General features: G+C 67.8%; 23 protein-coding genes, 1 tRNA gene and 1 pseudogene. 10 read left to right on the forward strand and 15 right to left on the reverse strand.

Going from position 1 to position 22567, the window contains the following annotated elements:
- Positions 1-39: 39 nt before the first annotated feature.
- Positions 40-621 (reverse strand): SMI1/KNR4 family protein, encoded by a 582-nt coding sequence (locus AV521_RS44010; protein ID WP_076097538.1) that lies wholly within the window; start codon positions 619-621, stop codon positions 40-42.
- A gap of 198 nt (positions 622-819) precedes the next feature.
- Between AV521_RS44010 and AV521_RS44015 the strand changes: the two are divergent.
- A pseudogene (locus AV521_RS44015) lies at positions 820-2197 on the forward strand (IS1380 family transposase).
- Between the two features lie 162 nt (positions 2198-2359).
- Here the strand turns inward: AV521_RS44015 and AV521_RS44020 are convergent.
- Positions 2360-2764: a hypothetical protein gene (locus AV521_RS44020; RefSeq protein ID WP_143658753.1), complete on the reverse strand. Its 405-nt coding sequence runs from the start codon at positions 2762-2764 to the stop codon at positions 2360-2362.
- Positions 2765-2988: 224 nt separating this feature from the next.
- Entirely contained in the window at positions 2989-3543 is a 555-nt protein-coding gene (locus AV521_RS44025) for a hypothetical protein (RefSeq protein WP_076097542.1), read from the reverse strand.
- Between the two features lie 356 nt (positions 3544-3899).
- On the opposite strand from AV521_RS44025, the gene AV521_RS51945 reads away from it, so the two are divergent.
- A complete protein-coding gene (locus tag AV521_RS51945) occupies positions 3900-4028 on the forward strand; it encodes a hypothetical protein (protein WP_256725970.1) in 129 nt (42 codons plus the stop codon).
- 271 nt (positions 4029-4299) lie between these two features.
- On the opposite strand, the gene AV521_RS44030 is transcribed toward AV521_RS51945, so the two are convergent.
- The 3 genes from AV521_RS44030 to AV521_RS51950 all read right to left on the reverse strand — a co-directional run bounded on the left by AV521_RS44030 (position 4300) and on the right by AV521_RS51950 (position 7136).
- Positions 4300-5067 carry a hypothetical protein gene (locus AV521_RS44030; RefSeq protein WP_256725971.1) on the reverse strand — a complete coding sequence of 256 codons (768 nt, stop codon included), beginning with the start codon at positions 5065-5067 and terminating at the stop codon, positions 4300-4302.
- 106 nt (positions 5068-5173) lie between these two features.
- Positions 5174-6625 carry a S1 family peptidase gene (locus AV521_RS44035; RefSeq protein WP_256725972.1) on the reverse strand — a complete coding sequence of 484 codons (1452 nt, stop codon included), beginning with the start codon at positions 6623-6625 and terminating at the stop codon, positions 5174-5176.
- A 73-nt stretch (positions 6626-6698) separates the two neighbouring features.
- A complete protein-coding gene (locus AV521_RS51950) occupies positions 6699-7136 on the reverse strand; it encodes a hypothetical protein (RefSeq protein WP_256725973.1) in 438 nt (145 codons plus the stop codon).
- Between AV521_RS51950 and AV521_RS51955 the strand changes: the two genes are divergently transcribed.
- Positions 7135-7278, forward strand: coding sequence for a hypothetical protein (locus AV521_RS51955; protein ID WP_256725974.1), 144 nt, complete (start codon positions 7135-7137; stop codon positions 7276-7278). The genes AV521_RS51950 and AV521_RS51955 overlap by 2 nt on opposite strands.
- A gap of 758 nt (positions 7279-8036) precedes the next feature.
- Here AV521_RS51955 and AV521_RS48415 read toward each other — a convergent pair.
- Together AV521_RS48415 and AV521_RS44055 are read right to left on the reverse strand one after the other, a co-directional pair.
- The gene (locus tag AV521_RS48415; RefSeq protein ID WP_076097549.1) at positions 8037-8846 is read right to left on the reverse strand and encodes a hypothetical protein; all 810 of its coding nucleotides are present in this window, start codon (positions 8844-8846) and stop codon (positions 8037-8039) included.
- Positions 8847-8857: 11 nt separating this feature from the next.
- Positions 8858-9394, reverse strand: a complete 537-nt coding sequence (locus AV521_RS44055) for an RNA polymerase sigma factor (protein ID WP_076097551.1) — start codon at positions 9392-9394, stop codon at positions 8858-8860.
- 921 nt (positions 9395-10315) lie between these two features.
- On the opposite strand from AV521_RS44055, the gene AV521_RS44060 reads away from it, so the two are divergent.
- Together AV521_RS44060 and AV521_RS49915 are read left to right on the forward strand one after the other, a co-directional pair.
- Positions 10316-11323: a zinc-binding alcohol dehydrogenase family protein gene (locus tag AV521_RS44060; RefSeq protein WP_179023858.1), complete on the forward strand. Its 1008-nt coding sequence runs from the start codon at positions 10316-10318 to the stop codon at positions 11321-11323.
- 434 nt (positions 11324-11757) lie between these two features.
- Positions 11758-11852 (forward strand) — tRNA-Ser (locus AV521_RS49915).
- Between the two features lie 481 nt (positions 11853-12333).
- Here AV521_RS49915 and AV521_RS44065 read toward each other — a convergent pair.
- The 3 genes from AV521_RS44065 to AV521_RS44075 all read right to left on the reverse strand — a co-directional run bounded on the left by AV521_RS44065 (position 12334) and on the right by AV521_RS44075 (position 14522).
- Complete coding sequence (locus AV521_RS44065) at positions 12334-12543, reverse strand: cold-shock protein (RefSeq protein ID WP_076097555.1); 210 nt, start codon at positions 12541-12543, stop codon at positions 12334-12336.
- A gap of 242 nt (positions 12544-12785) precedes the next feature.
- The gene (locus tag AV521_RS44070) at positions 12786-13124 is read right to left on the reverse strand and encodes a hypothetical protein (protein ID WP_256725975.1); all 339 of its coding nucleotides are present in this window, start codon (positions 13122-13124) and stop codon (positions 12786-12788) included.
- 441 nt (positions 13125-13565) lie between these two features.
- Positions 13566-14522, reverse strand: a complete 957-nt coding sequence (locus tag AV521_RS44075) for a serine protease (protein ID WP_076097558.1) — start codon at positions 14520-14522, stop codon at positions 13566-13568.
- Between the two features lie 214 nt (positions 14523-14736).
- Here AV521_RS44075 and AV521_RS44080 point away from each other — a divergent pair, with 214 nt between their 5' ends.
- Positions 14737-15204, forward strand: coding sequence for a replication-relaxation family protein (locus tag AV521_RS44080; RefSeq protein ID WP_256725976.1), 468 nt, complete (start codon positions 14737-14739; stop codon positions 15202-15204).
- 328 nt (positions 15205-15532) lie between these two features.
- On the forward strand, positions 15533-16177 hold the full coding sequence (locus tag AV521_RS44090; protein ID WP_076097562.1) for a hypothetical protein: 645 nt from the start codon (positions 15533-15535) through the stop codon (positions 16175-16177).
- A gap of 585 nt (positions 16178-16762) precedes the next feature.
- Here the strand turns inward: AV521_RS44090 and AV521_RS48955 are convergent.
- The 3 genes from AV521_RS48955 to AV521_RS44105 form a co-directional block, all read right to left on the reverse strand.
- The gene (locus AV521_RS48955; RefSeq protein WP_143658754.1) at positions 16763-17050 is read right to left on the reverse strand and encodes a hypothetical protein; all 288 of its coding nucleotides are present in this window, start codon (positions 17048-17050) and stop codon (positions 16763-16765) included.
- A gap of 628 nt (positions 17051-17678) precedes the next feature.
- Positions 17679-18188 carry an NUDIX domain-containing protein gene (locus tag AV521_RS44100; protein WP_256725979.1) on the reverse strand — a complete coding sequence of 170 codons (510 nt, stop codon included), beginning with the start codon at positions 18186-18188 and terminating at the stop codon, positions 17679-17681.
- Positions 18189-18604: 416 nt separating this feature from the next.
- Complete coding sequence (locus AV521_RS44105; RefSeq protein WP_256725977.1) at positions 18605-19897, reverse strand: MFS transporter; 1293 nt, start codon at positions 19895-19897, stop codon at positions 18605-18607.
- Positions 19898-19965: 68 nt separating this feature from the next.
- Here AV521_RS44105 and AV521_RS44110 point away from each other — a divergent pair, with 68 nt between their 5' ends.
- The 3 genes from AV521_RS44110 to AV521_RS44115 all read left to right on the forward strand — a co-directional run bounded on the left by AV521_RS44110 (position 19966) and on the right by AV521_RS44115 (position 21456).
- Entirely contained in the window at positions 19966-20505 is a 540-nt protein-coding gene (locus AV521_RS44110) for a MarR family winged helix-turn-helix transcriptional regulator (RefSeq protein ID WP_076097570.1), read from the forward strand.
- A gap of 42 nt (positions 20506-20547) precedes the next feature.
- Complete coding sequence (locus AV521_RS48960; protein ID WP_143658755.1) at positions 20548-20742, forward strand: hypothetical protein; 195 nt, start codon at positions 20548-20550, stop codon at positions 20740-20742.
- A 183-nt stretch (positions 20743-20925) separates the two neighbouring features.
- On the forward strand, positions 20926-21456 hold the full coding sequence (locus AV521_RS44115; protein ID WP_076097572.1) for a hypothetical protein: 531 nt from the start codon (positions 20926-20928) through the stop codon (positions 21454-21456).
- Between the two features lie 480 nt (positions 21457-21936).
- Here the strand turns inward: AV521_RS44115 and AV521_RS44120 are convergent, their stop codons facing one another.
- On the reverse strand, positions 21937-22374 hold the full coding sequence (locus AV521_RS44120; protein WP_076097574.1) for a VOC family protein: 438 nt from the start codon (positions 22372-22374) through the stop codon (positions 21937-21939).
- Positions 22375-22567 lie beyond the last annotated feature (193 nt).

Below are 22567 nucleotides of genomic sequence, written 5' to 3' on the forward strand. Positions count from 1 at the left end.
TTCAAGCCACCCACACCACACCAACTACGAACCCCGGAATCACAAGGCGTCCGGCCAAGGGTTGATGCCGAGCGCGCGCAGGCGGGCTTCTTCCCTGCGATGCACGAACCTGGGACGGGTGACCCCGCTCAGGAATCCCTCGTTGAAGGGATACGGCTGTTCTGCACTGAAGATCCGAAGCAGCAACTCCGCCATGCCGCAGTCGAACTCGATGAATGCCTCGCCGTCGAGACCGCCGGAGTCCCAGACAACGACCGGCCACTGATCGGGATCGCTGCCTCGGGTGGACCAGAAAAAGGCATCCCGATTGGCATCCTCCCCCCAGCAGATCAGACTCCCCGTTGCCGGCCAGGCCGGATACGGCGCCGAAACCTCCACCAGCCAGTCCTCGAATGGGACGAACCAGGCGTCATAGGGCCCGTCACCCGGGGCGCCCTCGTTCTGGCGGGAGACGGCAAGGACGTCCTCAATCGCGCCTGATCCGTAGATGGACATGAAGTCCCTGAAATCGGAGGGGAAATCGCAGCCCCATACCTCGCGCACCCGGCGCCAGTCGATGACCTCACCCGCACCGTCGTGCGGAGGCATCAGGGTCATCAGCTTGCGGATGTTCTCGTTCACTTCTCCTCCTGGATGCCGCGCAGGTTCACCTCTGCGTGGCATCCGGCTGGGCGGGTCCGGCACGTCCTACGACTAGCCTCGCGGCTTCATGAAGCGGGCTGTCCGGCAGGCGGTCAGGAAAGCAGAAGGTGCCTCTGACCAGCGAGAATGAGGATTGTCGAGGTCCTTGTTCCCGCACCAGCCGGAGGCACTTCCCACGTGAAGCACTCTATCGGGTCCTACCCCCCGTTTCCGCATCCAGGACGACGGCCGCCAGGCCGTCTCCCAGGCCGGGTCGGTCCTGCTCGTCGAAACGGTCCGCAACACCGGTCTTGACCAGGCCATATCCCAGGCTCTGGCTCCGTGGCGCAAGCCGCGGGCCGTCCACGATCCAGGCAAGGCCCTGCTGGACGTCGCCTTGGCGGTCACACTAGGCGGGGACTGCCTCGCGAACGTCGCGATGCTGCGGTGTGAGCCGGCCGTCTTCGGTCCGGTCGCCTCCGACCCGACCATCTCCCGCCTGATCGACGCCCTCGCCGCCTCCGGCGAGAAGGGTCTGCAGGCCATCCGGTCCGCACGGTCCGAAGTCCGTGGCCGTGTCTGGTCGTTGGCTGGCGGCGTCGCCCCGGACGCCGACGGTCAGGTCGTCGTCGATCTCGACGGTGTCCTCGTGATCGCCCACACCGAGAAGGAGGACGCGGCCGCGACCTGGAAGAAGACCTACGGTCATCACCCCCTGATGGCCTTCCTCGACCATGGACCGGGCGGAACCGGTGAGCCTGTCGCCGCCCTCCTGCGGCCGGGAAACGCGGGCTCCAACACGGCAGCCGACCACATCACCACCGTCCAACTCGCCCTGGCCCAATTGCCGAAGCACTACCGGAGAGGGCGGCAGACCCTGATCCGCACCGACTCCGCGGGCGGCACCCACGATTTCGTGTCCTGGCTCGCGCGACGAGGACGATGGCTTTCCTACTCGGTCGGCATGGTCATCACCCAAGCGATCCACGAACACGTGCTGAAGGACCCCGCCTCGGCCTGGACCCCGGCCGTTGAGACCGACAGTGAGGCCCGTGACGGGGCCTGGGTCGCCGAGCTCACTGGCAAGCTCCTGGACCGCTGGCCCAAGGGCATGCGACTGATCGCCCGAAAAGAACGGCCCCATCCTGGCACCCAGTTGAGGATCATGGACGCGGACGGCATGCGGATCACGTGCTTCGCGACCAACACCCCTGACCGGCCGATCGCCGCTCTCGAGCTCCGTCACCGGCTGCGGGCCCGGGCCGAGGACCGGATCAGGGCCACCCGGGCCACCGGCCTGCGTAACCTGCCACTCCACACAGCAGCCCAGAACAAGGTCTGGCTGGAGATCATCCAGATCGCCCTCGACCTGCTGGCCTGGATGCCCATGCTTGCCATCACCGGCAAGGCCCGGCTCTGGGAACCCCACCGCCTGCGATTCCGCCTGTTCTCCGCAGCCGCTCAGCTCGTCACCACCGCCCGACGCAGGATTCTCCGCCTCACCCAGCACTGGCCCTGGACCGGCGAGATCACCGCCGCACTCGAACGGCTCGCGCTCCTGGCCACCCCCGGCTGATCAGCAAACTTCCACCGTCCCGACGACAACATCACCCGCCCCGGGCAGTGGAACCCGGCGCCCACCCGACACGACAGCCGGGCCCTCAACCTGCCCACCATCAACTCTGGGAACCGAAAGGGCCCGTCGGCTCCGTCGGCGAGCCCTCGCGAAAGATCGAGGCTAGGCCTTGTATTCGTTCCGCTCGACGCTCTCGATGGTGATGTGCGGGTGCGCGGGAGGCGTGTGACCGGGGTCGCTTACCGTCAGCTCAGTGGGCCACGAGGTCCCGGGAAACAGGCCGACGACGTCCATCGAGGCGCTGGCCGTTGCGTCGAAACCGCCCGGACCCGTGATCCGAATGCGGAATCGGTAGAACGCGCGCTTCCGACCGCTGTTGACCACCTCTACGAGGACCGTCAGCCCACCCTTGTCCCGGCGGGCCGCGTAAACGGTCACGTCTCCTTGCCGAATGACCGGCGTTCCGAAGTGCTCGCTGCCTTTGCCAATGCCGGTCCCGGCCGGCGACGGAGTGATGGTGGTGCCGGGCGGTGCGGCCTGCCTGCGCTCCCTTTCCGCTTTCTGCATAGCCGCCTCTGTGCTGTCAGCCCCTGCAGTGCCAGCTGACGGGGTGGCAGCAGCCGACGACGAGGACCGGACGGCCGTGGCGCCCGACCGATGGCTCTCCTGGGCATGCCCGCACGCAGCGGTCGTTGCTCCGGCAGCGACGATCAGGACAAGGAGCCGACGGGACGCCGGCGTACGCAGGGGCATGAACATCTACCTCGGAGAAAGAGAGGGGTGGGTGATGGTCAGTCGCAGGCAGCAACGTCGGTTTGCCGGTCGATGATCGCGATGTCGCCCTCCCACATCAGTGCGTTCACCTCGGCACAGCGGGGTTGGAAGTCTGGATCGTTGCTCTCGTACTTGACCGGACCCGCGTAGTCGAAGAACGAGCCCTCATCGACCTTGCACGTGGTCCAGCACAGCTTCAGCTTCATGTGCTTCTTGACCCCAAGGTTGTTGTCGAACAGGGCGCATGCCCCCGACATTGCCGGCGTCATGGATTCCTTGAAGTACGTGAACAGGGTTCCGAACCGGCGCGAATCCGGAAGGGGGTCCACAAATGACAGCCTGTATCCGCTTCCGCACAACAAGCCGCCGGCCTGTACCGCTGCAGGATTGGCCGCCGCGAGGGCATGCGCCCGCGGATCACGCGCCGCGCTCGGTGAAAACTCCACGTTGGTGCCAGGCACCTTCTCAGGAACGGGCTTCGAGTCCTGGGCCAGAGCTTGTGGAGCTGTCAGGACCGAAGAGACGAAAGCTGCGGCTGCGGACACGGCAAGAGCAGGCAGCCACTTGCGCATAGCGTCATTCCCCCATGTTGAAGACGCAAAGGGGCCTCGCCCGTGGCGGCACGAGCGTCATTGCGGTCCCCGTTGTGCTGAGCGTGCGTTGGTCGTCCACTCCCGTCCCGTCCGGATGATACGGGCTGGCAGTTCCCCAACTGACCGAGAGCGGACCGTCACTCTATGCCCACAGGCAGCAGCAGACGCAAGAACATAAGCCCCGACATGGCGAAGAGACGACGCCTGCAGAGAGGTAAGCGGAATCGGAGGGACACCATGTGCCCCATACGTTCGGCTATAGAAACGGAGCGCACAGGGCACGCGCGAACCATGGCAGAAATCCGCACCACCGCTTGCACTCTGGATGAGCCGAAATGCTGCAATCACTGCGAGTCTCCGCCAACCTGACGTCGCAGGTCAAAGGGCTGGTGTGGCTGGTGCTCCGGGTGCTCGCGCTGGTCGTGGGCAGCAGTCTGCGGAGTAGATCGTCTGTCAGCGGTTGACTTCGAGGTTCATCAGGACATGTAAGGCGTGCAGGCGGGCCAAGCGGTGGTTGTGGCGGGCGGCGATGTCGTGGGTCCGGCCGGACCGGGCGGCGGAGATCCAGATCAGGCGCCTCTCGCGTAGTGCCTGGACCACCGCGGCCGTGCCAAACTCAAGGCATACGAGGCCGTCGCGAGGCGCTTCGACAAACGTGGTTCCGTCGCCCTCCGCACGGGCACCGTCGCATCCCTGGTCATCTGGCTCCCGTTCGTGATCGCCCGGGGAGGCTCTCTAGCTCCTCATGCTCTGCGTAATTCGCAGGAACTCGGCGTCAGTCATGGACGGGTCGTCGGTCCAGACGGTGATGGTGTACCCGTTCTGCGTCCACACTGCCGTCCACGACGGGTCTGACGTCTTCTGAAGCCGGCCAGCATGACCGGCGAAGGACATCGGAGTCCCCTCTGTGGGTGTGGTCTCACCAGCGTCCGCCGTGATACTCAGGGCGCCGACCTGCCCCCCCTTGCCCGGTTTGCGTTCATAGGTGTAGGTCCACGTGGCTTTGCTGCTCACCGGGTTCGGCAGCCCCAGGGGGTTATTGGGGCCGATGGTCTTATCTGCAGGCGCGAAGCCGGACGGCAGATATCGAGGGTAGGGGAAGTGAGTGTCGTCGAAGGTAATGATGCCATCGCCGGTGACACCGTCGGTGATTTTCCTGTCGCCCACGGGCTTGTCGAGGGAGGTGCTGATCAGGCCGCCATGCGGGTTGTGGCACGAGTCACTGGACCGACGCTGACCATGCCATTTGCGCTTTTCTGTCAGCGCGATGCCGTGGTCAGACTCGTGAGCTTGGAGATCGGGCTTGTTCTCGCAGTCCATCCAGGATGTGACGGTGGTGAGGGTGCGCCCGTGGTTGCTTATGAATACGTCGCTGTTTACAGGCCCGTCGTCGGTGTGCACTCTGTCCAGAGCCATCCAGCCGGTCACGGCTGCCGCTAGACAGATCAACCCGGCACCGGCCCAGATGATCCAGCGGAAACGGCGGGGGTTCTTCAAGGGCACGGTCGCGTACTCCGTAGTCTTCCGGCGGATGGCTGACGCCAAGCCTGCCATGGCGGAACCGAAGAGAAATAGAGGCGGGGGGCGTGCTGGGCCCCCCGCCGTGATGTCAACTGGTGACGAGGGTCCAGTTCATGTCCTGGAGCGTCTGGTAGATCGGCACGTAGTAGAGACCCTTGAAGCACCACGGCGTGCGCTGCCAGCCATCCGTCACGGTGCTGGAGGTTTCATCTGACGGGCAGGTAACCGTGGTATCGAAGGCAGTAAGTGTTCCGCGTGCCTCGTCGGTCGTGAAGTTGTTCGCGCCGGCGAAGACAGGGGCGCCGCTGTCGCCGTTGACTCCTGCGATGCCGTCCGGTGTCAGCGAGGTGGCGTACGCGAGGTCGGTGATTGGCCGCAATACACCGTTGGCGCCAGTGGCTGGGACGTCAGTCTGTGCGATCTTGATGTTGCAGTGGACACCGCCGTTGGCGCCGTCCTCGCACACGTAGTCACCAACGTTGTTGTGGCCCCAGCCGCCGACCGGCTTCGCGTAGTAGTCGAACCGCATCGCTGTCCCGTCGTACAGGGCGCCGCTGAGCTGGGGCTTCGGCAGGTCGATTCCCTGGACGTCATCGCTCATGGAGATCGCGAGGCCGTCACTTGAGCCGACGGCGTCGCCACCCAGATAAGTTCGCCAAAGGCCGTCGTTCCCGTTGCAGTGGGCGGCGGTGGTCAGCATGTTCACCCCCTTGTAGTTCTTGACGCCGAAGCCACTGGAGCAGATACCGCCGGTGGGATTCTTCAGCCCGGAACCTCCGGTCCAGGGGGCGGCGTCATGCTGCCTGTTGAGCCCCCCCACCCTGGGGCTTGCTGGGGCAGCACGCCTGGCCGGGGTCGTGGGGGTTGTGGCATCTGCGGGCGGAGCCTTGTAACTCGCGGCGGTGTTGATGCCCGTCAGTCGGTCGGTGAGGGCCTTGACCTCGCGCGAACGGTCCTTGCGGGCAGCTGGCGCGAGGTGATCCCTTGGGGCGGCCGTACCCGGACCGGAGGCATCGGCATAAGTGATGTCGAGGCCACTGCCGTCCACGGCCCCGCCGAGGCTGGTGATGCGGATGGGGGTGGATACGCCAGCCACGCGCAGATTCACGGGCTTCCCGCCGCGCAGGAGCTTGTTGCGGGCCGTGTGCAGATCGGCCTTGGAGTAGCGGGCCGGAAGGACCGAAGCGGTCACGCCCTTGGGCAGGTGAGCAAGGATGCGCTGCACACGCTGCGGCGGGGAGCCCTTCCAGTGCAGGCGCAGGCTGTTGTGGTCGGGGTCGACTTCGATCTCGGTGAAGCCGGGAATCCTGGCCCGGTCCGATTCGGAGAGCCCTTCAGTGATCTGCCCGGCGATCTTGTCGAGCACTTCCTGCTTCTTCTCGAGCGCGATGATGCGCGGATCCGTGACAGGGCGGCCCTTCCCGGCGACGGCTGCCGCCTTTGCCGCCGCGCTGGCGGGCGCTTGGGGCGACGCGCCCGCGGCGGGGGAAGCGATGAAGGGGAGGGAGAGGGCCAGCGCCGCGACGGGGATGGCTGTCACTGCCCGACTGCGGCTTCTGCCAGTGTCCTTCACAAGACCTCATTTCCTCAGTTGCGCAATTGTCATGATCAAGCTAGTTCGGTTGTGATCTTGGAAGCAAGGTGAAATTGAGGCAGGTGCGGTGTAGATCGTCTGACGGAGCCGGACGGTTCGCTGGTTCCAGCTCGTTGGGGCGGGGCTGCCATCTACGATCCGGTGCGTGGATCCCGAGCTGCTGGAACGGATCGCCGCGCGGCGCGCGGAACTGGATGAACTCGAAGAACGGTTGGCCAAGCAGCTGGCAGAGGTGCGGGCCGAGCGGGACGAACTCGCTGTCGCCGAGCGGGTCCTTGAGCGGGTGAGCGAACAGCTTGCCGATGAACGAGTCTCGGTCGCCCCGTCGCCGGGGCAGGTGGGCGGCCGGGCGGTGATGCTGATCCCGCACCGCACGCCGGACATGGAGGAGACCCTGCTCCCGCTGGACTACCAGCGCATCCTCGCTGCCCGTGCGGCAGGCCGCCGGACCAGTCATGGCCCGTCAAGTCGGCGAGATACTGGGAGTCGACGTCACCTTGCGGGCCAAGCTGGAGCCGCTGCGCGGCAGGTTGGTCAGACTCGTCGACCGCGGCTTGCTGCGCAAACTGCCCGACGGCCGCTTCGCCACCCGCCTGTGACCGGGGACGCTATCTCCCGCAGTCGTGTGCCGTAGGCGTAACCACAGTGCCTTCGGCAGCCGTTGGATTTGTGTGACGAACACCAAAGGTACGCCGTGAAACGCGAGTTGTTCGAGTGGCGGTGAAGGGACGCTACCGCCGCCCTGTCGCAGCAGGGCGGTTGAAGCTGAGGGCAGCCCGACCCGGGAGGCCGGCGAGTGGGGACCGGGGCCGGCGGCACCAGGGCACGGCAGATGACCGTCATGACCGGCTCGACGTCGTCGCCCGGCCCGGTCTTGGCGACAAATGGGCTGGTGTCGGCTCAGGTGGGGCCAGGCGGGTGGTGGGCCGCGTTTCAGGCCAGGGAGCGGCGCGGCGGCCCTCCAGAGCGGCCGGGCCCGCGCGAGCCCGGCCGCCTGATGGTTCAGGCCCGGATGAGCAGGAGAAGGCGCCGGTGGGCCTTCGTCTTCACGTCGTCGTCGGCCCCTTCGAGAGCGGCGGTGGCGCGCGATCTCCTCGGTCATCGTCTGGCCGGGGCGTCGGGCGCGACGTGGTAGAGGTAGCCGGTGATGGCTCGCTCTGCGGCGTAGGCGGTGCGGCCGACCCTCCCAGACGCGGTGCGGAACAGGTCGTCGAGGGCGCTGCGCCGGACGGCGCGGTTGGTCCGAGTCCGCTTGGAGGCGTATGTGGTGATGTGCCGGTGGTGGGACCAGGGACCGTATGGGGAGCAGGAGAAGGTCCGGACGCGCCGACTACCCCAGGTCGCCTGTATCTTCTGGTCACTTCATCAGTGAGTCTGCGTTGACGGTTCGGGTCGTGCCGTTGCTGAGAGTGAGGGTGAGAGTGCCGGTCAGCAGGCCGTGAGGATCGCTGTCCGGCCACCAGGCGGTCCACCGGCCGTACGGCAGTGTGCGGATTTGCCGCACTGTGGCGTGGACGGTGCGTCCGTGGTCGCGCACGGTGATCTCCTTCACGCCGGAACCCATCGACCCGACCGCGTAATGAAACCGGGCCGAGCCGCTCCCCCGGGCTCCCTGCGCGTCCAGCGTGATGCCGTCCGCGGGTACCGCGACCGCCGGGCTGATGGCCATTGCCACGCCGGAGCCGTCCGATCCGGCCAGGCAGTACGCTGCGTGGCCGTGTCGCGTGACGATCATGGAGGCGATCGTTCCGCGGATGTCCACGTTACCGAGCTCACCTGGCCCTCCTTCCCCCGAAGCTCCCTTCGTCTCCCTGACGCACCAGACCAGAGAGGAGGAACCCGCGCTGCCTGCATCGTTCAAGTCGCTCGCAGTGTCGGTCCAGGTGGCCACTTCTGCTGCCGGTAGCGGCCCGGAGCCGCCCTGCCGGGGCGGATCAGCCGACACGGACAGCAGGACAGCACCCGCGGCGAGTGCGCCAGCCACCGTGAACGTCACGCGTCGCATGAACGGGCGGCGGAACGCGGCGACGACTGAGCGGCTGGGCTGCTCCGTGTCGCTCAGGATGGTCCGCAGCAGCCGCTTCTCACGATCCAGGTCGGCGGCGGAGGGTTCGGTGCGCGGTGCGGCATCGAGCTCGGCGAGATGGGAAAAAGGGTCGCGCTTCATGAGGGCTCCTGTCAGTGCGTCAGGGAGAGGGCGGGCGATGCGGGGACGGCGGCGGTGTGAAGACGGCCGGCAAGGCGCCGCTTCGCACGCGTGAGGCGCATGGCGTAGGCCGCGCGGGTGCAGCCGAGGACCGTGGCCGCGTCCCGGGCGTCGAGTGCCTCCCAGACGTGCAGCGAGAGGACTTCCTGGTCGGCCGCAGTGAGTGACTGCCAGGCGGCAACGAGGTCCACCCGGCTGTCTGCCTGGGCCGTCACGTCGACCGCCGGTTCGTGGCAGCCAGCCGCGGTGGTTTGCTGAATATGCACCACGAGTGCGGACTGCCGGCGCATGCCGCGGTCCGCGTTCCGCATCACGTTGCGTGCCGCGCCGAACAGCCATGGCCGCGGGTTCCCCGGAAGCTCGCGTCGGCGGCGCCACGCAGCGAGAAACGTCTCGCCCACGATGTCGTCGACGTTCATCGGGTGGGCGCGGCGGCGTACGAACCGCAACACGTCCTCATAGTGAGCCCGGTACACCTCCGTGAACTGGGCCTCGGTATCGATGGGCATGGCTTCCTTCCGTAGCGCCTGCCCCTACATGTCCATCACCCGCACAACTGCAACAGGCCCAAGCACGCGAGTTTTCCGGACCGTATGATCTCGGAGCTGAACCATTCGATCAGCCGTTTCGTACACAAAGGTCAGCAGTGAGGACCACCTCGCGTCCCCCGGCCGACGCGGCAAGGCCAGACGCACAAGCGCAGACGCGTGCAGAAGAGGTGCCAGGTGAGCGCGGCGCGGCAGAGCGCCCGTCAGATAGCCAAGACAGGGTCACCTCTCCGCTTCCGGGCCTCGAGGTGGCAGGTGGTCGCTCTGGCCGGGCAGGAGGGTTTGCCGGGGCCTCGCCCCGCGCTCCCGCGCAGGGGAAGCGTCCCGCTGTTCCTTGCCGTCCGCGATCGCCCACACAGGGGGCGCTCGAAGCGCGTCCCGCAGCTCCCCGCTGAAGGGAACCTGTGACCGCCGGACCCCACAAAGCCCCGGGCCCGCCGTCCCAGGGCTTCTCCACGGCAGATGAACACCACCCGGCTCAACCAGCTGGTGCACGTCCTGCCGGGAGCCGCCCCGTTTCCGGGTCGGGCACAACCATTCGCGCCCGTCACCGGCCCCGCCTCCGCTCGCGGAGCACCGCCAGGCGCCACCATGACCACCATGAGCAGAGGTGCCCACCGCGCCCCCGCCAGGCGGGGCCCGGTCGCCGATCCCCTGATCCTCGGCCTCGTCGTCGCCGGGTTCCTCGTGGTGACGATGATCCTCGCAGCCAGATGACCCCGCCAAGACGAGATCTTCGACTACGGCGTCGGCTGACGCCCCGCAACCGTCCTTCGTTCCAGACTGGAGTTCCAGACTGGGTTTGCCGGACCGGTTCCGGATGAGACGTGCGGAGAGGTACGGCTTCGGCGAACGGGGAGCGTTATGACGAACAGAATGACGATGCGGGCGTGGGTCGTGGACCGGCCCCGGCCCATAGAGGAAGATCCCCTCCGGTTGGTCGAAAAGCCCGTTCCGGTGCCCGAGGACGATGAGCTGCTGGTGCGCGTGCGCGCGTGCGGGGTGTGCCGCACGGACCTGCACGTCATCGAGGGTGACCTGCCGGTGCACCGTCCCGGGGTCACGCCGGGTCACGAGGTGGTCGGCGTGGTCGAGGGCTTCGGGGCCGCGGTGCGGGACTTCACGGTCGGCGAGCGCGTGGGAGTGGCCTGGCTGCGTCGCACCGACGGAAACTGTACGTACTGCCGGCGGAGGTCCGAGAATCTGTGCCCGGCCTCGCTCTACACGGGCTGGGACGCCGACGGCGGTTACGCCGAGTACACGACGGTGCCGGCCGCCTTCGCGCACCGGCTGCCCGGCGAACTCGACGACATTGCCCTCGCCCCGATGCTGTGCGCGGGCATCATCGGCTATCGCGCGCTGCGCCGGGCGTTGCTGCCGCCGGGCGGGCGTCTGGGGCTGTACGGCTTCGGGGGCAGCGCCCACCTGTGTGCGCAGGTCGCGATCGCCGAGGGTGCCACCGTGCACGTCATGACACGAGGTGTGGCCGCCCGGCGACTGGCTCTGGAACTGGGCGCTGCCTCGGCGCGGGGCGCCTACGACGTGCCGCCCGAGCCGCTGGACAGCGCGATCCTCTTTGCCCCCGTCGGTGACCTGGTACCCGTCGCGCTGCGGGCCCTGGAGCGTGGCGGCGTGCTGGCCATCGCCGGCATCCACCTGAGCGACACGCCGCCGTTGCACTACGAGAGCGACCTCTTCTACGAGAAGGAATTGCGCAGCGTCACCGCCAACACCCGTGAGGACGCACGGGAGTTCCTGGCCCTGGCCGCGCGGCACGGGGTGCACGCGACTACGCACGCCTATCCGCTCTCGCAGGCCGACCAGGCGCTCACAGCTCTCAAGGCGGGACGGTTCGACGGAGCGGCTGTACTCGTGAACGACTTGCCCTGACCGGCCCGTGCGCCACAGCGACGTCCGCGCGTCGGCCGGCTGCGACGGCCGCCACGATGCGCTGCACCTTGTCCAGCCCGTCCAGCGCCACAAGGGTGTAGCGGATGGTGCGACAGCGACAACGGCCGCTGGAGGGTCCACGGTTACTGTGCCAATGTCCGTGGCATGCGCGGCCCTTACACCGGCACCGAGGGCGGCCGCCAGAGCGGTCAGGAATGGGCCTCCATCCTCGACTGCGGCATGGGCGGCGGCCGTCAACATGTGGGGCGAAGTGACCGGCTGAGCACCCCGAATTCGAATGCGACAGGGACCGTCGCCCGTCGGGCCACGGTCCCTGTCGTACCCATCAGCAGGGCGTCAGGGGCACGTCAGGCCGACCTGGCACCGTAGTACTCGTGAACGGCACCGCGGGAAACCGCGAGAGCCGGGAACGAGGAGAGGTGCCCGGAGTGGTTGATCGGGGACCCAGGGCAGCTGCCCAGAGTCGGACCCCCAAAGGTCCACGCAGGTTCGAATCCTGCCCTCTCCGCAACGGGGGCCAGACGCCTACCTGGGGCTATCCGGTCGCGAAGTCCTGGGCCCACCAAGGGCCGCCGCCCTGGTGCCTGCCCACCAACCAGGCCGCCCCGGGGGGATCGACTCCCGGAGCGGCCCACCGCGTTCTACCGGCGGCGCCGACGCGACACACAGTGCGAACCACCCGCCCGGACCCGCAGACAATACGAAATCCCGCACCGATCACAACATTGCGAGACGATCACTGAACTCGCACGTCAGGACCTCTCCAGCCACCACAGCCCCACGAAAACGCCAGTTCAAAGACTCACCGCACCACAGTCACGAATCCTGAAACGATCACTAGCCCCCAGATCAACGCTTCACCCATCCAGTGATCGTTCACGGATTTGTCAAAGTTCTCGAAGTACTTCACGGACAGGCCGAGCGTGCGGCGGGCCAACGAACCGCGGCCCTCTGGGATGCGTCGACGCCCGCGCCGCGGCAGGCCCCTTTCAGGCCCTGTTGACCGTCACGTTCTCGGCATGAGGACCCTTGGGCCCCCGGGCGAGGTCGTACGTGACGCGGTCGTTCTCGTGCAGTTCCTTGAAGCCACGCGTCTGGATGGCGGAGAAATGGACGAACAGGTCCGGCCCGCCGCCGTCCTGCGTGATGAAACCGAAGCCCTTGTCCACGTTGAACCACTTCACCGTGCCAGTGGCCATGCTGCTCTCCTCCTACGCCGGGGCACCACACCGCAGGGACGGGACCGTTCACCCCGACCACTCCCAGTCGATATCACGGAGAGTACTAGATTGATAGCGCATTGCGCTCAGCCTCGGTCCTCGCTTCGTACACCGAGTTGCGGGCGTCATGTGTCGATGAGCCTTTGTTTTGGCGCTACTTGGGGCTTGCGATGGGACGGTGAGGCGCGTTCTCCCGCTGGGGGCCTCATGGGCCGTCACTCTTAGATGTGGCGCAGCGCCCAGCACGCCCAGACGATGACGGCCACTGCCGTCACGATGGCCACCGTGCCAAGGGTGATCCCGGCCCGCGCCCGGATGCGACTGGCTCCCTCGCCGCCGTGCGTGCGTCGCAGGGCGATGCCTCCTGAGACAACCGCCCAGATCCCCAGGGGCAGGATGAACAAGAGAGGGGGGAAGCGGAGCTGGTTCGGAACGGACGCTGGAAGCAGGGGACAGCCGATCAGCGCGACAGCAATGGTGCCCAGCATGAGTGACCCCGCGCCCGTCGACCGCGGGATCGCCTCTTCTTCGAACGGATCGATCTGCTGTGCGGAACTCATGGTCCGAAGGCTAGACGGTAGACGGTGTGTTCCGCCTGGGTGCAGCTACCTAGATGAACGTGAGTAGCCCGCACCGGAGTCGGCCCTGGCCGCGGCGCAGGATCCCCGGGGATCTCGTGAAGTTCATCGAGGGCCTGGCACTGCGCAAACCCCCGGTCCCGGTGACTGCCATCCGCCGTCAGGCGGTCAGCGTCGCGGCGGCGCATGGCTAGCCGGCCCCCGGGTACGGGATCGTCGCCGCCCTGGACCCGGGGCTCGTGGTGATGGCGCATTCCGGCGCCAAGCGCTGCCGGGAGGTGTACGAGCTGGTGTACCGGCGCGAGGCGAAGGCCCCCAACGAGATCTGACAGGCCGACCACCGCGTGGCCCGCCCTGAGGAACCAAGGTGCCCTGCGTCAGGGCACCTTCGGTCAGGGCGCCTGCCGTCACGCGCCCGTGCCGTCAGGAGACCTGCGCCTTGTCGTACAGCGCCTTCGCCTCGTCGCCGAAGTACGGTCCGAACATCCGGTCCGGCAGGAAGGCGTAACCGAAGCTGTTCACCGAGACCTGAAGGCCGGTGCCGGCCGTCTCGCTGAAGCCGGTGAACCAGGGGCCGCCGCTGGAGCCGCCCGTCATGTTGCAGCCCAGGCTGTGGTCCCTCGAGAACAGGAAGTCCTTCGAGCTGTTGCCGCTGCAGTAGATCAGCTTCGTGCCGTCGTACGGCGACGCCGCCGGGAAGCCGAAGTCGTACATCTGCTTGTTGTAGCCGCCGTTGAACTGGATGCCCTGTCCACCCGTCACCGAGGTCAGCTTCTGGCCATTAAGTGGGGCGACGACCGCCGCGCCGACGTCGTAGTTGATGTCCTCGCTCGCCTCCCACTGCGGTGTGGTGAGCGTCCTGGACGCGGTCCACTGGCCGTACGGTGCCTGGCCGTTGTTGTACGCGGGCACGAAGACCCAGTTGGTGTGCCAGCTGCCCTGGTACTTGACGCAGTGCCCGGCCGTGATGATCGTGCTGGAGTTCTGGCTGGTCACAGCGTTGCCTGAACACGACGCCGTACGGCCCTGGAAGGTGAAGAACACCCGGCCGGAGGTCTTCACCACAGCGCCGCCACCCGTCCAGGGGCCCCCGGCCTGCGGGAACGCGGTGGGGGCGATGGTCGTCGCCTTCCTGCCGGGCTTCGGGGCCTTGAGGGTCTTCGCCGCACTCGGAGTGAGCAGCAGATCGAGCGGGGTGGCGCCTCGCATCCGGTCCGCGGTCCAGAAGGTTCCGGCCTTCTGCTGCTCGGCGGCCGAGGGGCTGTGAGCCGAAACGGGTTCCAGGGCGGCCGCGTTGGCTGCGGTGGCGGCCGACAGCCCGCCCGTGAGCAGGGCTCCGACGGCCAACAGGATGCCCGCGGCAGTGCGATGGCGTCTCACGCATGTCTCCTTCTGCCGTGCCCGGCCAGGGTGGTACCGGGGCAGGTGGGGATGAGAACGGTGCGGATCGACGTGCGTGAGGCAGCGTGCCACGAAGGAACAGGTTCTGTCAGGAGCGCGTCAGGTCATTACGTGCGCGACGTCGCCTCCACGCGCGGGGTTTGCCCCTCGCACGCGCGGGTTCGTCCTTCGCGCGCGGCTTCACCCTCTGGGCGTGGACGCGGGCAGCGGGAACCGGATGGGGCTAGGCGTGCTGGCGCAGTACCGGATGGCCACCACTGAGCAGATGCACCGGGTGACCGCCCCCGAGGTGCGTATCGAGCAGACCCGGCGGCGGCTGGCCCGGCTGCGCGTGGAGGGGCTGGTCGACCGCATCACGCTGCCGCACGCCGGGCGGACCCGGGTGTGGTTCCCCACCCTGTACGGCGCGCAGCTCGCCTGTGAGTGGCCCGCGCTGTGCGGGCGCCGGCCCTCCAGGACCGTGTCCGATCCGACCGCCGTGCGGCTGAAGGCCAGCCACACGCTGATCGTGACTGAGACTGCGCCCGTCTTCCTCGAGGACGCCCGCCGTCGCGGCGAGGTGTGCCAGCCGCTGGACTGGACCCCTGAAGTCCACCATCGGTCGATCACTCGGGAAGGTACGCCGTTCGCGTGCTCCCGGAGCTCGATCCACAGGTCTTGAGCATGGCTCGTCCTCCGGCTTCACGATTTGATCACCGACCTGCCCGTCGAGATCCTTGGGCGGCTGTGCTCCGACGGTGTCATGCGTCGACCGACACCGCTGCGGGTCTACGTCCCCACGGGCGGACGACCGCCCAAACACGGCGGCGAGTTCGTCTTCGCCTTCATCTGTCCTGGGCTGTCCTGGCAGCGCTGCGCGCCATCGCGAGCGGGCTGGAGACCGACGTGCTCGTGCAGTTTCGGCGAAAGATCGTATAAGCGGGTTGGCTGGGGGCTACAGTCCGCTGCATGCCGATGGAGTGTCAGACAGGCGTGTCAGACTCACCGCCATGAAGATCACTGAGGCGATCCACGAAGTCCTGAAGGCCAACTACGAGCCGCTGTGGGCGGCCGACGAATCGAGCGCTGCTGACCAGGCGGGCTACCAGGGCGAATTCATCCTGGCCGGGCAGCTCCGGGTGCACGGCGACCTCGCGATGTGCGGGCTCGGCGCCCCGGAGTATTTCACCTTCGACGACATCGCTCACGGCCTGCACGACGTTTACCTGGCCTACGACTGGGACGAGGAGCTGGGCGCTTACGTCACGGCGGTGGCCCTGGTCGTCGACGGAACCAGGCCGGAGGCGCTGCTGAGCGCGAGTTGGGAGGACGAGGCGGACGACGTCAACTGCCTCAGCGATGGCGCCTCGGCGATCTACTCCAGCACCCCGGACAGCTGGGGCATCGCCGGTGCCCTCAACCTGACCGCCGGCGAGCCCGGGTACGCGGACGCGATGGCCCGGGTCGGGGCCGAGTTCGCGGCCCAGCTGGCCGCCGGTTCCCGGACCCCGCTGCTCGACGTGGTCGTCAACCCGTCCAACGGCGCCAATACGCTCGTCTTCCCCACCACAGATACCAACTCGAACAGCATCCTGATCGGCCGCGACGAGAGCGGGACGGGCGTCGGGATCATCTGGTCCGACTTCGAAGGCTGAACCCTTTTGCTTGCTGCGCTCGGCCTGAGCAAGCGTTCGCTGAACGCTTGCTGTGACTGTTCAGCGAACGGAACTGTTGGTGCGGGGACAAGCTCACCGAGAACCAGCGGGCCGCGCTCGCGGAACTGGGGGTGGGGTGGGCGTGAGGCGCGGATCTTGAGTGCAGCGGATGTGACCGGGCGGGCGGCGTTTTTTTGCGCCGCCCGGTGTCACTTCCTCCACGATCCCTGGGGGTCGCGCTCTGGCATGTGGCTCGGGTGTTGGAGCCGGCCCGTCGCTGCGTGGGCCAGCCATCTGGCCCACCTGTCGATGAACTCGATGACGAGGGGTGTGAAGGGCCACGCCACTTGGTTTGAGCCCAGTCCTGGGGCGATTGCCGCACGTCCAGTTCCCTCGCGTCATACAGGAAGTCTTCGTACCGGGCACCGTCAGGAGTCTCTCCGGTCGGTTCCGTGGCGAGGCCGACCGATGAGGCCCCCGCCTGTGTCAGCCGTGGGTCAGCATGCGTCGGGGAGTTCTTGGGTCTGCTGCAGGGTCGGGTGACAGGTTTGACCTGCCCCACAGTTTGGGTTCCAGCTGCGGTGGCTAACTGGCGGCGGGGATGGTGTCTTGCTCGGAGAGTAGTTCGTACGCGATCGTGCAGCGGACCCAGAGGTAGCGGCGCAAGGTGGACGGGCTGACCGGCTTTCCGCCGCGGCCGGTCATACCCTTCTTGCTCGCAAGGTAGGCGGAGAGCTGCTCGGCTCTGGGTTCCTCGCCGTGCTCGGTCTGGAACTCGGTCCAGGCGAGGTAGTAGCGGTCGACGGTGGTGAGCGCGGCGGGCGCTCCGGTCGCGCCGTCCTCTCCCGGCAGGTCATCAATGGCGGCTCTCACCCTGCGACTGCGCTTCCCCTTGGCAGGGTGCGCGCCCGCGCCCGCCGGAGACTCCCCAACCTCGTTCTCGTTGAGGCGGGTATCACGTGAAGGCATCTGCGCGGCGGACCCGGCGGCTTCCTCGCCGGCGGGCGGCTGCGTCTCGCCGAACTCACGCTGCCGGAAGGTCGCCACGAATCCCTCCAAGTCTGCGCCCGTGATGGGCTGGCCGCCGCAGCCAGTGATCCCGTCGCGTTCGTAGACGTACGTGGCAAGCGCGTCGGCATCGGGGTGGACCCCGTGCTCCTGCGCGTACGCGAGCCAGGCATTTTAGAAGTAGTCACCCCACCCGTCGTCCGCGTCCTGCGGGTCGTGGGGTTCGGTCCCGTCCTCGGCTGAGGGCGTGTGACGCTGCTTGAGGAGCCGCAACAAGGGTTGGAGCTGCTCATCCGACAGCAGCCCGCCGGCCGACGTGGCGATGCCGTACCGATCTAGGAGCCACCCAGCGAACTGCGCGCTGGTGGGCTCGAACTGGTCGACGGCGGCCTCAACCTCGGGGCCCCCGAACGTCTTGCGGACACCCCAACCCCCGTCGGCCCCACTCCGCGGGAGCTCGGAACGACCGGCGCCTTCGTCCCACTGACCCAGCTCATGAGCACCCTTCCTGCGCAGAAGCCGGGGCAGCGCGACAAGCGAGATATCGGTCGAAAACCGCCTGGCTATCAGGAGTGAAGGTCCACTGCTGCAGAGCCCGCCGCAGCTCGGACTCAGTCAGCCACCCGTGCCAGGCCACCTCTTCCGGTTCAGGGGCGACTGTCTCCGGAAGCACAGCGTCACAGACCGCAAGCCAGTGAGGGCTGAGCCCGCCCCGGTTGAGGAACTTGAACCGAAGGCACGCTGTCGCCCACACTCTCAGCTCCTCGCTGAGCTCGCGGGCAGCTGCCTGCTCATAGGACTCGCCGACTCCCGCAGCACCCCCGACCCCGAGTTCGTAGTGCCCAGGGAAACGGGACAGGTGCTCGGCCCGCCGATGGACGAGAAAACGGCCTTGCCTATCGCGGCACACCACCACGCCGACCCGGTGCAGCCAGCCCTCCCGAACGGCATCCCGCCGACTGACTACCCCCAGCACACGGTCCCGAGCGTCAACACGTTCCACGAGTTCATCCACGACGCATACGATCGCATGCACCACCTGGCCGCCCCGGCCCCGCAGCCAGCCCGGCACCGACAGCAGCAGCCTGACCACCGCCCACTCGGCCTCCGAGATGTCGGTCGGGTAGCGGCGTTGGCGCGCCCCATGGTCGCCAGCGTTCCCGAACCTGTGCGCCAGGCAGTCACACGCGAGAGTGACCGGAGTGGAATCGGCTCCCACCATGCCGTAGAACTGCGGCAACAGGATCTACTGGACAGCTCGTTGGCGTGGACACCTTTCGAGCTACCAAGAGGCCCTGTTCTTATGCGCGGCAGTTGCCACGATCACCCCATCGGGACCCCGTCGTGCCCCTCAAGATGGGCACGACGACAGTCAGTCAGGCAACGGCATGGGCCGACACCGGGTCTGCAATCCTCCGGCTACCTGCCGTCCGCTGCCCTGGAGCCAGCCTCCGACTGACCCCGGCCCGCCGCGGCCACAGGTTCGCGCCTGGCATCGCCCTCTGCCGTGACCGGCTCCGGGTGCTCCCATGCCTCGGGCAGCAGCAGCACGGCCAGGTTCGCCGTTGCCACGAGCACCGCGCCTGCCAGCAGTGGTGTCGAGGTGCCGAGGAGGGTGGCAACCGGAACGGCCACGGCCAGGCCCAACGGGCGGGCGGCAAACGAGATCAGCGCGTCGAAGGAGCCTACCCGCCCGAGCATCTCCTGCGGGATGCGGTGCTGGATGGCGGTCTCCCACAGCGGGCTGAGCACTCCTAGCCCGAACATCGCCAGGAAGTACGCAGACGCCGCCCAGGGTAGCGCCAGTCCCAGCCCGAAGGCCGTCAGCGGCAGCGCGAAGACGGCCGCGCCCACGGCCACGCCGATCAGCGGGCGGCGCATCGGCAGCCGTCCTGCGGCAAAAGCACCGACCAGCATGCCGACGGTCCCCAGCTGGGCCACCAGGACCCACGCGCCGTCACCGCCCATGCTCCGGACAGCGATCAGCGGTCCCAGGGTGAGCAGGAAGCCAGCCGCCAGATGCCATACTCCATGGCCCAGCACATTGGTGAGGAACCAGCGGTGGCGCCGGGTCTCGGTCCAGCCTTCACGCAACTGCGCCCGGAACCCCGCGTGGCTGCCGTCGGCCGGCTTGGTGGCCCGGCGGGTGTGCAGGCCACCCAGGGTGGTCGCAGAGCCGATAAAGAGCGCGCCGGTCAGTAGCGAGGACCAGCCGGCGCCGAGCATCAGCATCATGCCGCCCGCCGTAGCAGGGCCGGCGGTCTGGGCCAGGCCGGTGGCAACGTCCAGCCGCGAGTTCAGCCGCAGCCGCTGCTCGGCGTCGACGGTCGCCACGACGAGGGTGCGGACCGCTGGGGTGCCAAAGGCGACCGCGGCGCCGGTGACCGCGGCGAGCACGGCGAGGTCGGGCACCCGGACCAGGCCGCAGAGCAGCTCCGCGCCGATCGCGGTCTGTGCTGCGCCCCTGAGCAGGTCGGCGGCGAGCACGACCCGCTGTGGCGGGAAGCGGTCCGCCAGCACGCCGGCGAAAGGAAGCAGCACCAGCATGGGCAGCAGTTCGCAGGCCAGCACCAGGCCCAGATCCCCCGCCGAACCCGTCGAGCCTGCGGCGTGCCCTCGAAGCATCGCGAGCGTGAGCGTGGTGGGTATCAGCGCGGTGGCCAGCGCCGCGCAGGTACGGCCGACCAGCAGTCGGCGCATGGGTTGCGTCATGCACGCATAGTATTTCGCCAGCTAATCATTTGGCAACGAAATGTAAGTTGGCGTAGCATACTGAGGACATGGACACCGAGAGTCAGGGCCGGGAGCGGCCCGCAGAGGGGGACGACTCCGTCGACGTGCACCTCGCACGCTGGCGCGGCAAGGCCCCGTTCGACGCGCGGGTGGAAGGGATCATCACCCGCATACAGCTCCTGGCCAAGCACGTCAGCCAAGCCAAAGACCGCGCCCTGGCCGAGGTTAGCCTGCAGGAGTTCGAGTTCGCCACGCTGCACCGGCTCGGCGCGCGCGAGGCCCCGGGGCGGGCCACCCCCTCCGAGCTGGCGGCTGAACTCATGCTCTCCCCTGCTGGCATGACGGGCCGTCTGGACACCTTGGAACAGTCAGGGCTGGTGCGACGTGTGCGCAGCAGTCAGGACCGACGCCGGGTGGACGTGGAACTCACCGAGGCGGGGCGCACCCGATGGCTGGCCGCGATGGAGCTGCGCGGGCAGGCGGAGGACTCGATGGTCGCCCCGCTCGACCCGGCAGAGCAGGACGCGCTCAGCGCCCTGCTCAAGCGGATGCTGATCCAGGCGGAGGCGGACAGCCGCCACCGGTGAACCCCGAGTCGACGGCGTTGCTTCTCGCCGTCAGGTCTCGGTATGTCGCTGGCCGCCGCCACCCAAGGACACTCACGTTCGATCGACACCCCGCAAGATCGGATTGAAAACAGCGACTTACTCGGCGACTGGTTCAGTGCGCAGACCGCTGTGCGCACCAGCTGCGCACTAGACAGCCAGTCGGCGCAATGCTGGGGTGACCTGCGGTATCTCTTCGATGTGCAGCCGTGGCGCTGACAGGATCACTGGTACGCAGTGACGACCGGGGCGCAAATTGTCACTGCTGCGCGTGGTGGCGGGTCAGTGCCTGCCAGCGCCGCTCGAAGTCATCGGCCTGCTCGGCAATGTAGTCGCTGGTGAGCGGCCGGCGCAGAGGGCGCACTGTACGACTGGGTTATCGCCACGTGCGCCGTACGCACAGTGCCCGCGGTCTGGCTCGAGCAGACGCGGCCGGGCGGGCAGATCCTGACGACCATCGGTGGCTGGCTGAACGCATCCGAGCTGGTGCGCCTGACGGTCCACGACGACGGCACAGCCTCCGGACCAGTACTGGGCGGACATGTCAGCTTCATGCTCGCCCGGCCCCACCAGGCGCCGCCGCTCGGCCTGCTTCCAGACCTCAGCCGGGGCACGGAACGCGAGGCCATCATCGACGCCGATGTCCTGGACGACTGGCCGACCCGCTTCGTCGCACAGTTCGCCGTGCCGAGCGCGCGGCGCCTGAAACTGCGGCACGACCAGCACCACGAGGATCTGCTCATCGACGTCGACAGCGGATCGTTCGCCGCGCTCCACGAAGAAGACGGCCACTGGATCGTTCGGCAGGATGGCCCTGACCTGCTCTGGGATGCGGTCGAGGAGCACCTCGGCCGCTGGCATACCGCAGGGACGCCAGCAGTGGAACAGGCCACCATCCATGCCACTCCGGAGGGCCAGAGCATCCACTGGTAGACCTCACGACCGGCCCTGCTCGTCCGTCTCCCCCGTGGCGGATGGGCGGCGCCTTGCGCTGCGCGCGGCGCCCTCACGCCCAACTGCTGCGCGAGCGGACCGCCCGCCATCACCGCCCGGACGACATCCATCGTGGCGGCGACACCTACAGGCCCTACGTCGGCGAGTACCAATACACGAAGACGTTCATCCGCGACCGCAGCCACACCGAAGCAACGGAGCGCGCCCTGCTGTCGGGTGCTGGCCGAACAAGCTCAGCACGCAGGATGGACAGCCTTCGGCACACGGTGCCCAGCAGATTCCCGCCAGCCTGGACGAGGTCACCACGCTCCCACCAAGCCGGAGATGCAGCGCTCGCCGGAAACGCCCTCGCCTACCAGACACCCAATCCGCAAGCCGGGATACGGACGGCAGCGGTGCCCGTGAACTCAAGGGATCAGCAGCACACCGGCCACCGATACAGGCGGTCTCGGGCCGGCCTCACCCGGGGTGCTGGTCGTCCTGCACATCGTGCAAGCAAGGGGCGTAGGAGATCCCGACGATCAAACCATCCGCCGTGAGAAGTCTGGCCACTGTCTGGCCCCACGGCTCGGTGCGGGCCTGATGCACCAGCTCGAAGCCCGCACGCTGCAGCTCGCCACCGGCAGCTGTGACGGCTTCCGCACTCGCCACCTCGAACTCGATCGATGCCTGCGGGACCACGCGGTCGGCGGGCCACTGGGTCGTGCCGAAGCATGCTTCGGCTGCCTGCGAGAGCGGCCACAGGCCGAAGTGCTTGCTGCCGGGGACGCTCCCGCTGGAGTAGTAGCCGTTGCCTTCCCCCTCCAGGGGGAGACCAAGAGCCTCGATGAACAATTTGCGGCTCAGCGGCGGGTCGGCGACGACTACCGCCACGCTCGTGATGAAGAGAACGTCCATGCCGGTGGAGACACTCCCTGCTGCGACTGGACTCTGAGGGCCACAGATGCGGCCTCCTCGGCACCGCTTTCAGCAGCCGGATCCCACTCAAACTATCCGCCTGCTCCCCAAGGGCCAAGGCACCGCGCCAACACCAAACTTGAGTCCCCCGATCGGGCCCGCTCATCTTCGCACTGCCGATCAAGACCGTGCC

It is taken from the genome of Streptomyces sp. IMTB 2501 (genome assembly GCF_001953885.1).
Taxonomy (GTDB): domain Bacteria; phylum Actinomycetota; class Actinomycetes; order Streptomycetales; family Streptomycetaceae; genus Streptomyces.

Excerpts from the sequence above, each read along its gene's own strand:
- AV521_RS44020 (WP_143658753.1), bottom strand. The coding sequence starts at position 2,764 with ATGCAGAAAGCGGAAAGGGAGCGCAGGCAGGCCGCACCGCCCGGCACC.
- AV521_RS44025 (WP_076097542.1), bottom strand. The coding sequence starts at position 3,543 with ATGCGCAAGTGGCTGCCTGCTCTTGCCGTGTCCGCAGCCGCAGCTTTC.
- AV521_RS51945 (WP_256725970.1), top strand. The coding sequence starts at position 3,900 with ATGCTGCAATCACTGCGAGTCTCCGCCAACCTGACGTCGCAGGTCAAA.
- AV521_RS51955 (WP_256725974.1), top strand. The coding sequence starts at position 7,135 with ATGGCCCGTCAAGTCGGCGAGATACTGGGAGTCGACGTCACCTTGCGG.
- AV521_RS51950 (WP_256725973.1), bottom strand. The coding sequence starts at position 7,136 with ATGACTGGTCCGGCGGCCTGCCGCACGGGCAGCGAGGATGCGCTGGTA.
- AV521_RS48415 (WP_076097549.1), bottom strand. The coding sequence starts at position 8,846 with ATGAAGCGCGACCCTTTTTCCCATCTCGCCGAGCTCGATGCCGCACCG.
- AV521_RS44055 (WP_076097551.1), bottom strand. The coding sequence starts at position 9,394 with ATGCCCATCGATACCGAGGCCCAGTTCACGGAGGTGTACCGGGCTCAC.
- AV521_RS44060 (WP_179023858.1), top strand. The coding sequence starts at position 10,316 with ATGCGGGCGTGGGTCGTGGACCGGCCCCGGCCCATAGAGGAAGATCCC.
- AV521_RS44065 (WP_076097555.1), bottom strand. The coding sequence starts at position 12,543 with ATGGCCACTGGCACGGTGAAGTGGTTCAACGTGGACAAGGGCTTCGGT.
- AV521_RS44070 (WP_256725975.1), bottom strand. The coding sequence starts at position 13,124 with ATGAGTTCCGCACAGCAGATCGATCCGTTCGAAGAAGAGGCGATCCCG.
- AV521_RS44090 (WP_076097562.1), top strand. The coding sequence starts at position 15,533 with ATGAAGATCACTGAGGCGATCCACGAAGTCCTGAAGGCCAACTACGAG.
- AV521_RS44105 (WP_256725977.1), bottom strand. The coding sequence starts at position 19,897 with ATGACGCAACCCATGCGCCGACTGCTGGTCGGCCGTACCTGCGCGGCG.
- AV521_RS44110 (WP_076097570.1), top strand. The coding sequence starts at position 19,966 with ATGGACACCGAGAGTCAGGGCCGGGAGCGGCCCGCAGAGGGGGACGAC.
- AV521_RS48960 (WP_143658755.1), top strand. The coding sequence starts at position 20,548 with ATGTCGCTGGCCGCCGCCACCCAAGGACACTCACGTTCGATCGACACC.
- AV521_RS44120 (WP_076097574.1), bottom strand. The coding sequence starts at position 22,374 with ATGGACGTTCTCTTCATCACGAGCGTGGCGGTAGTCGTCGCCGACCCG.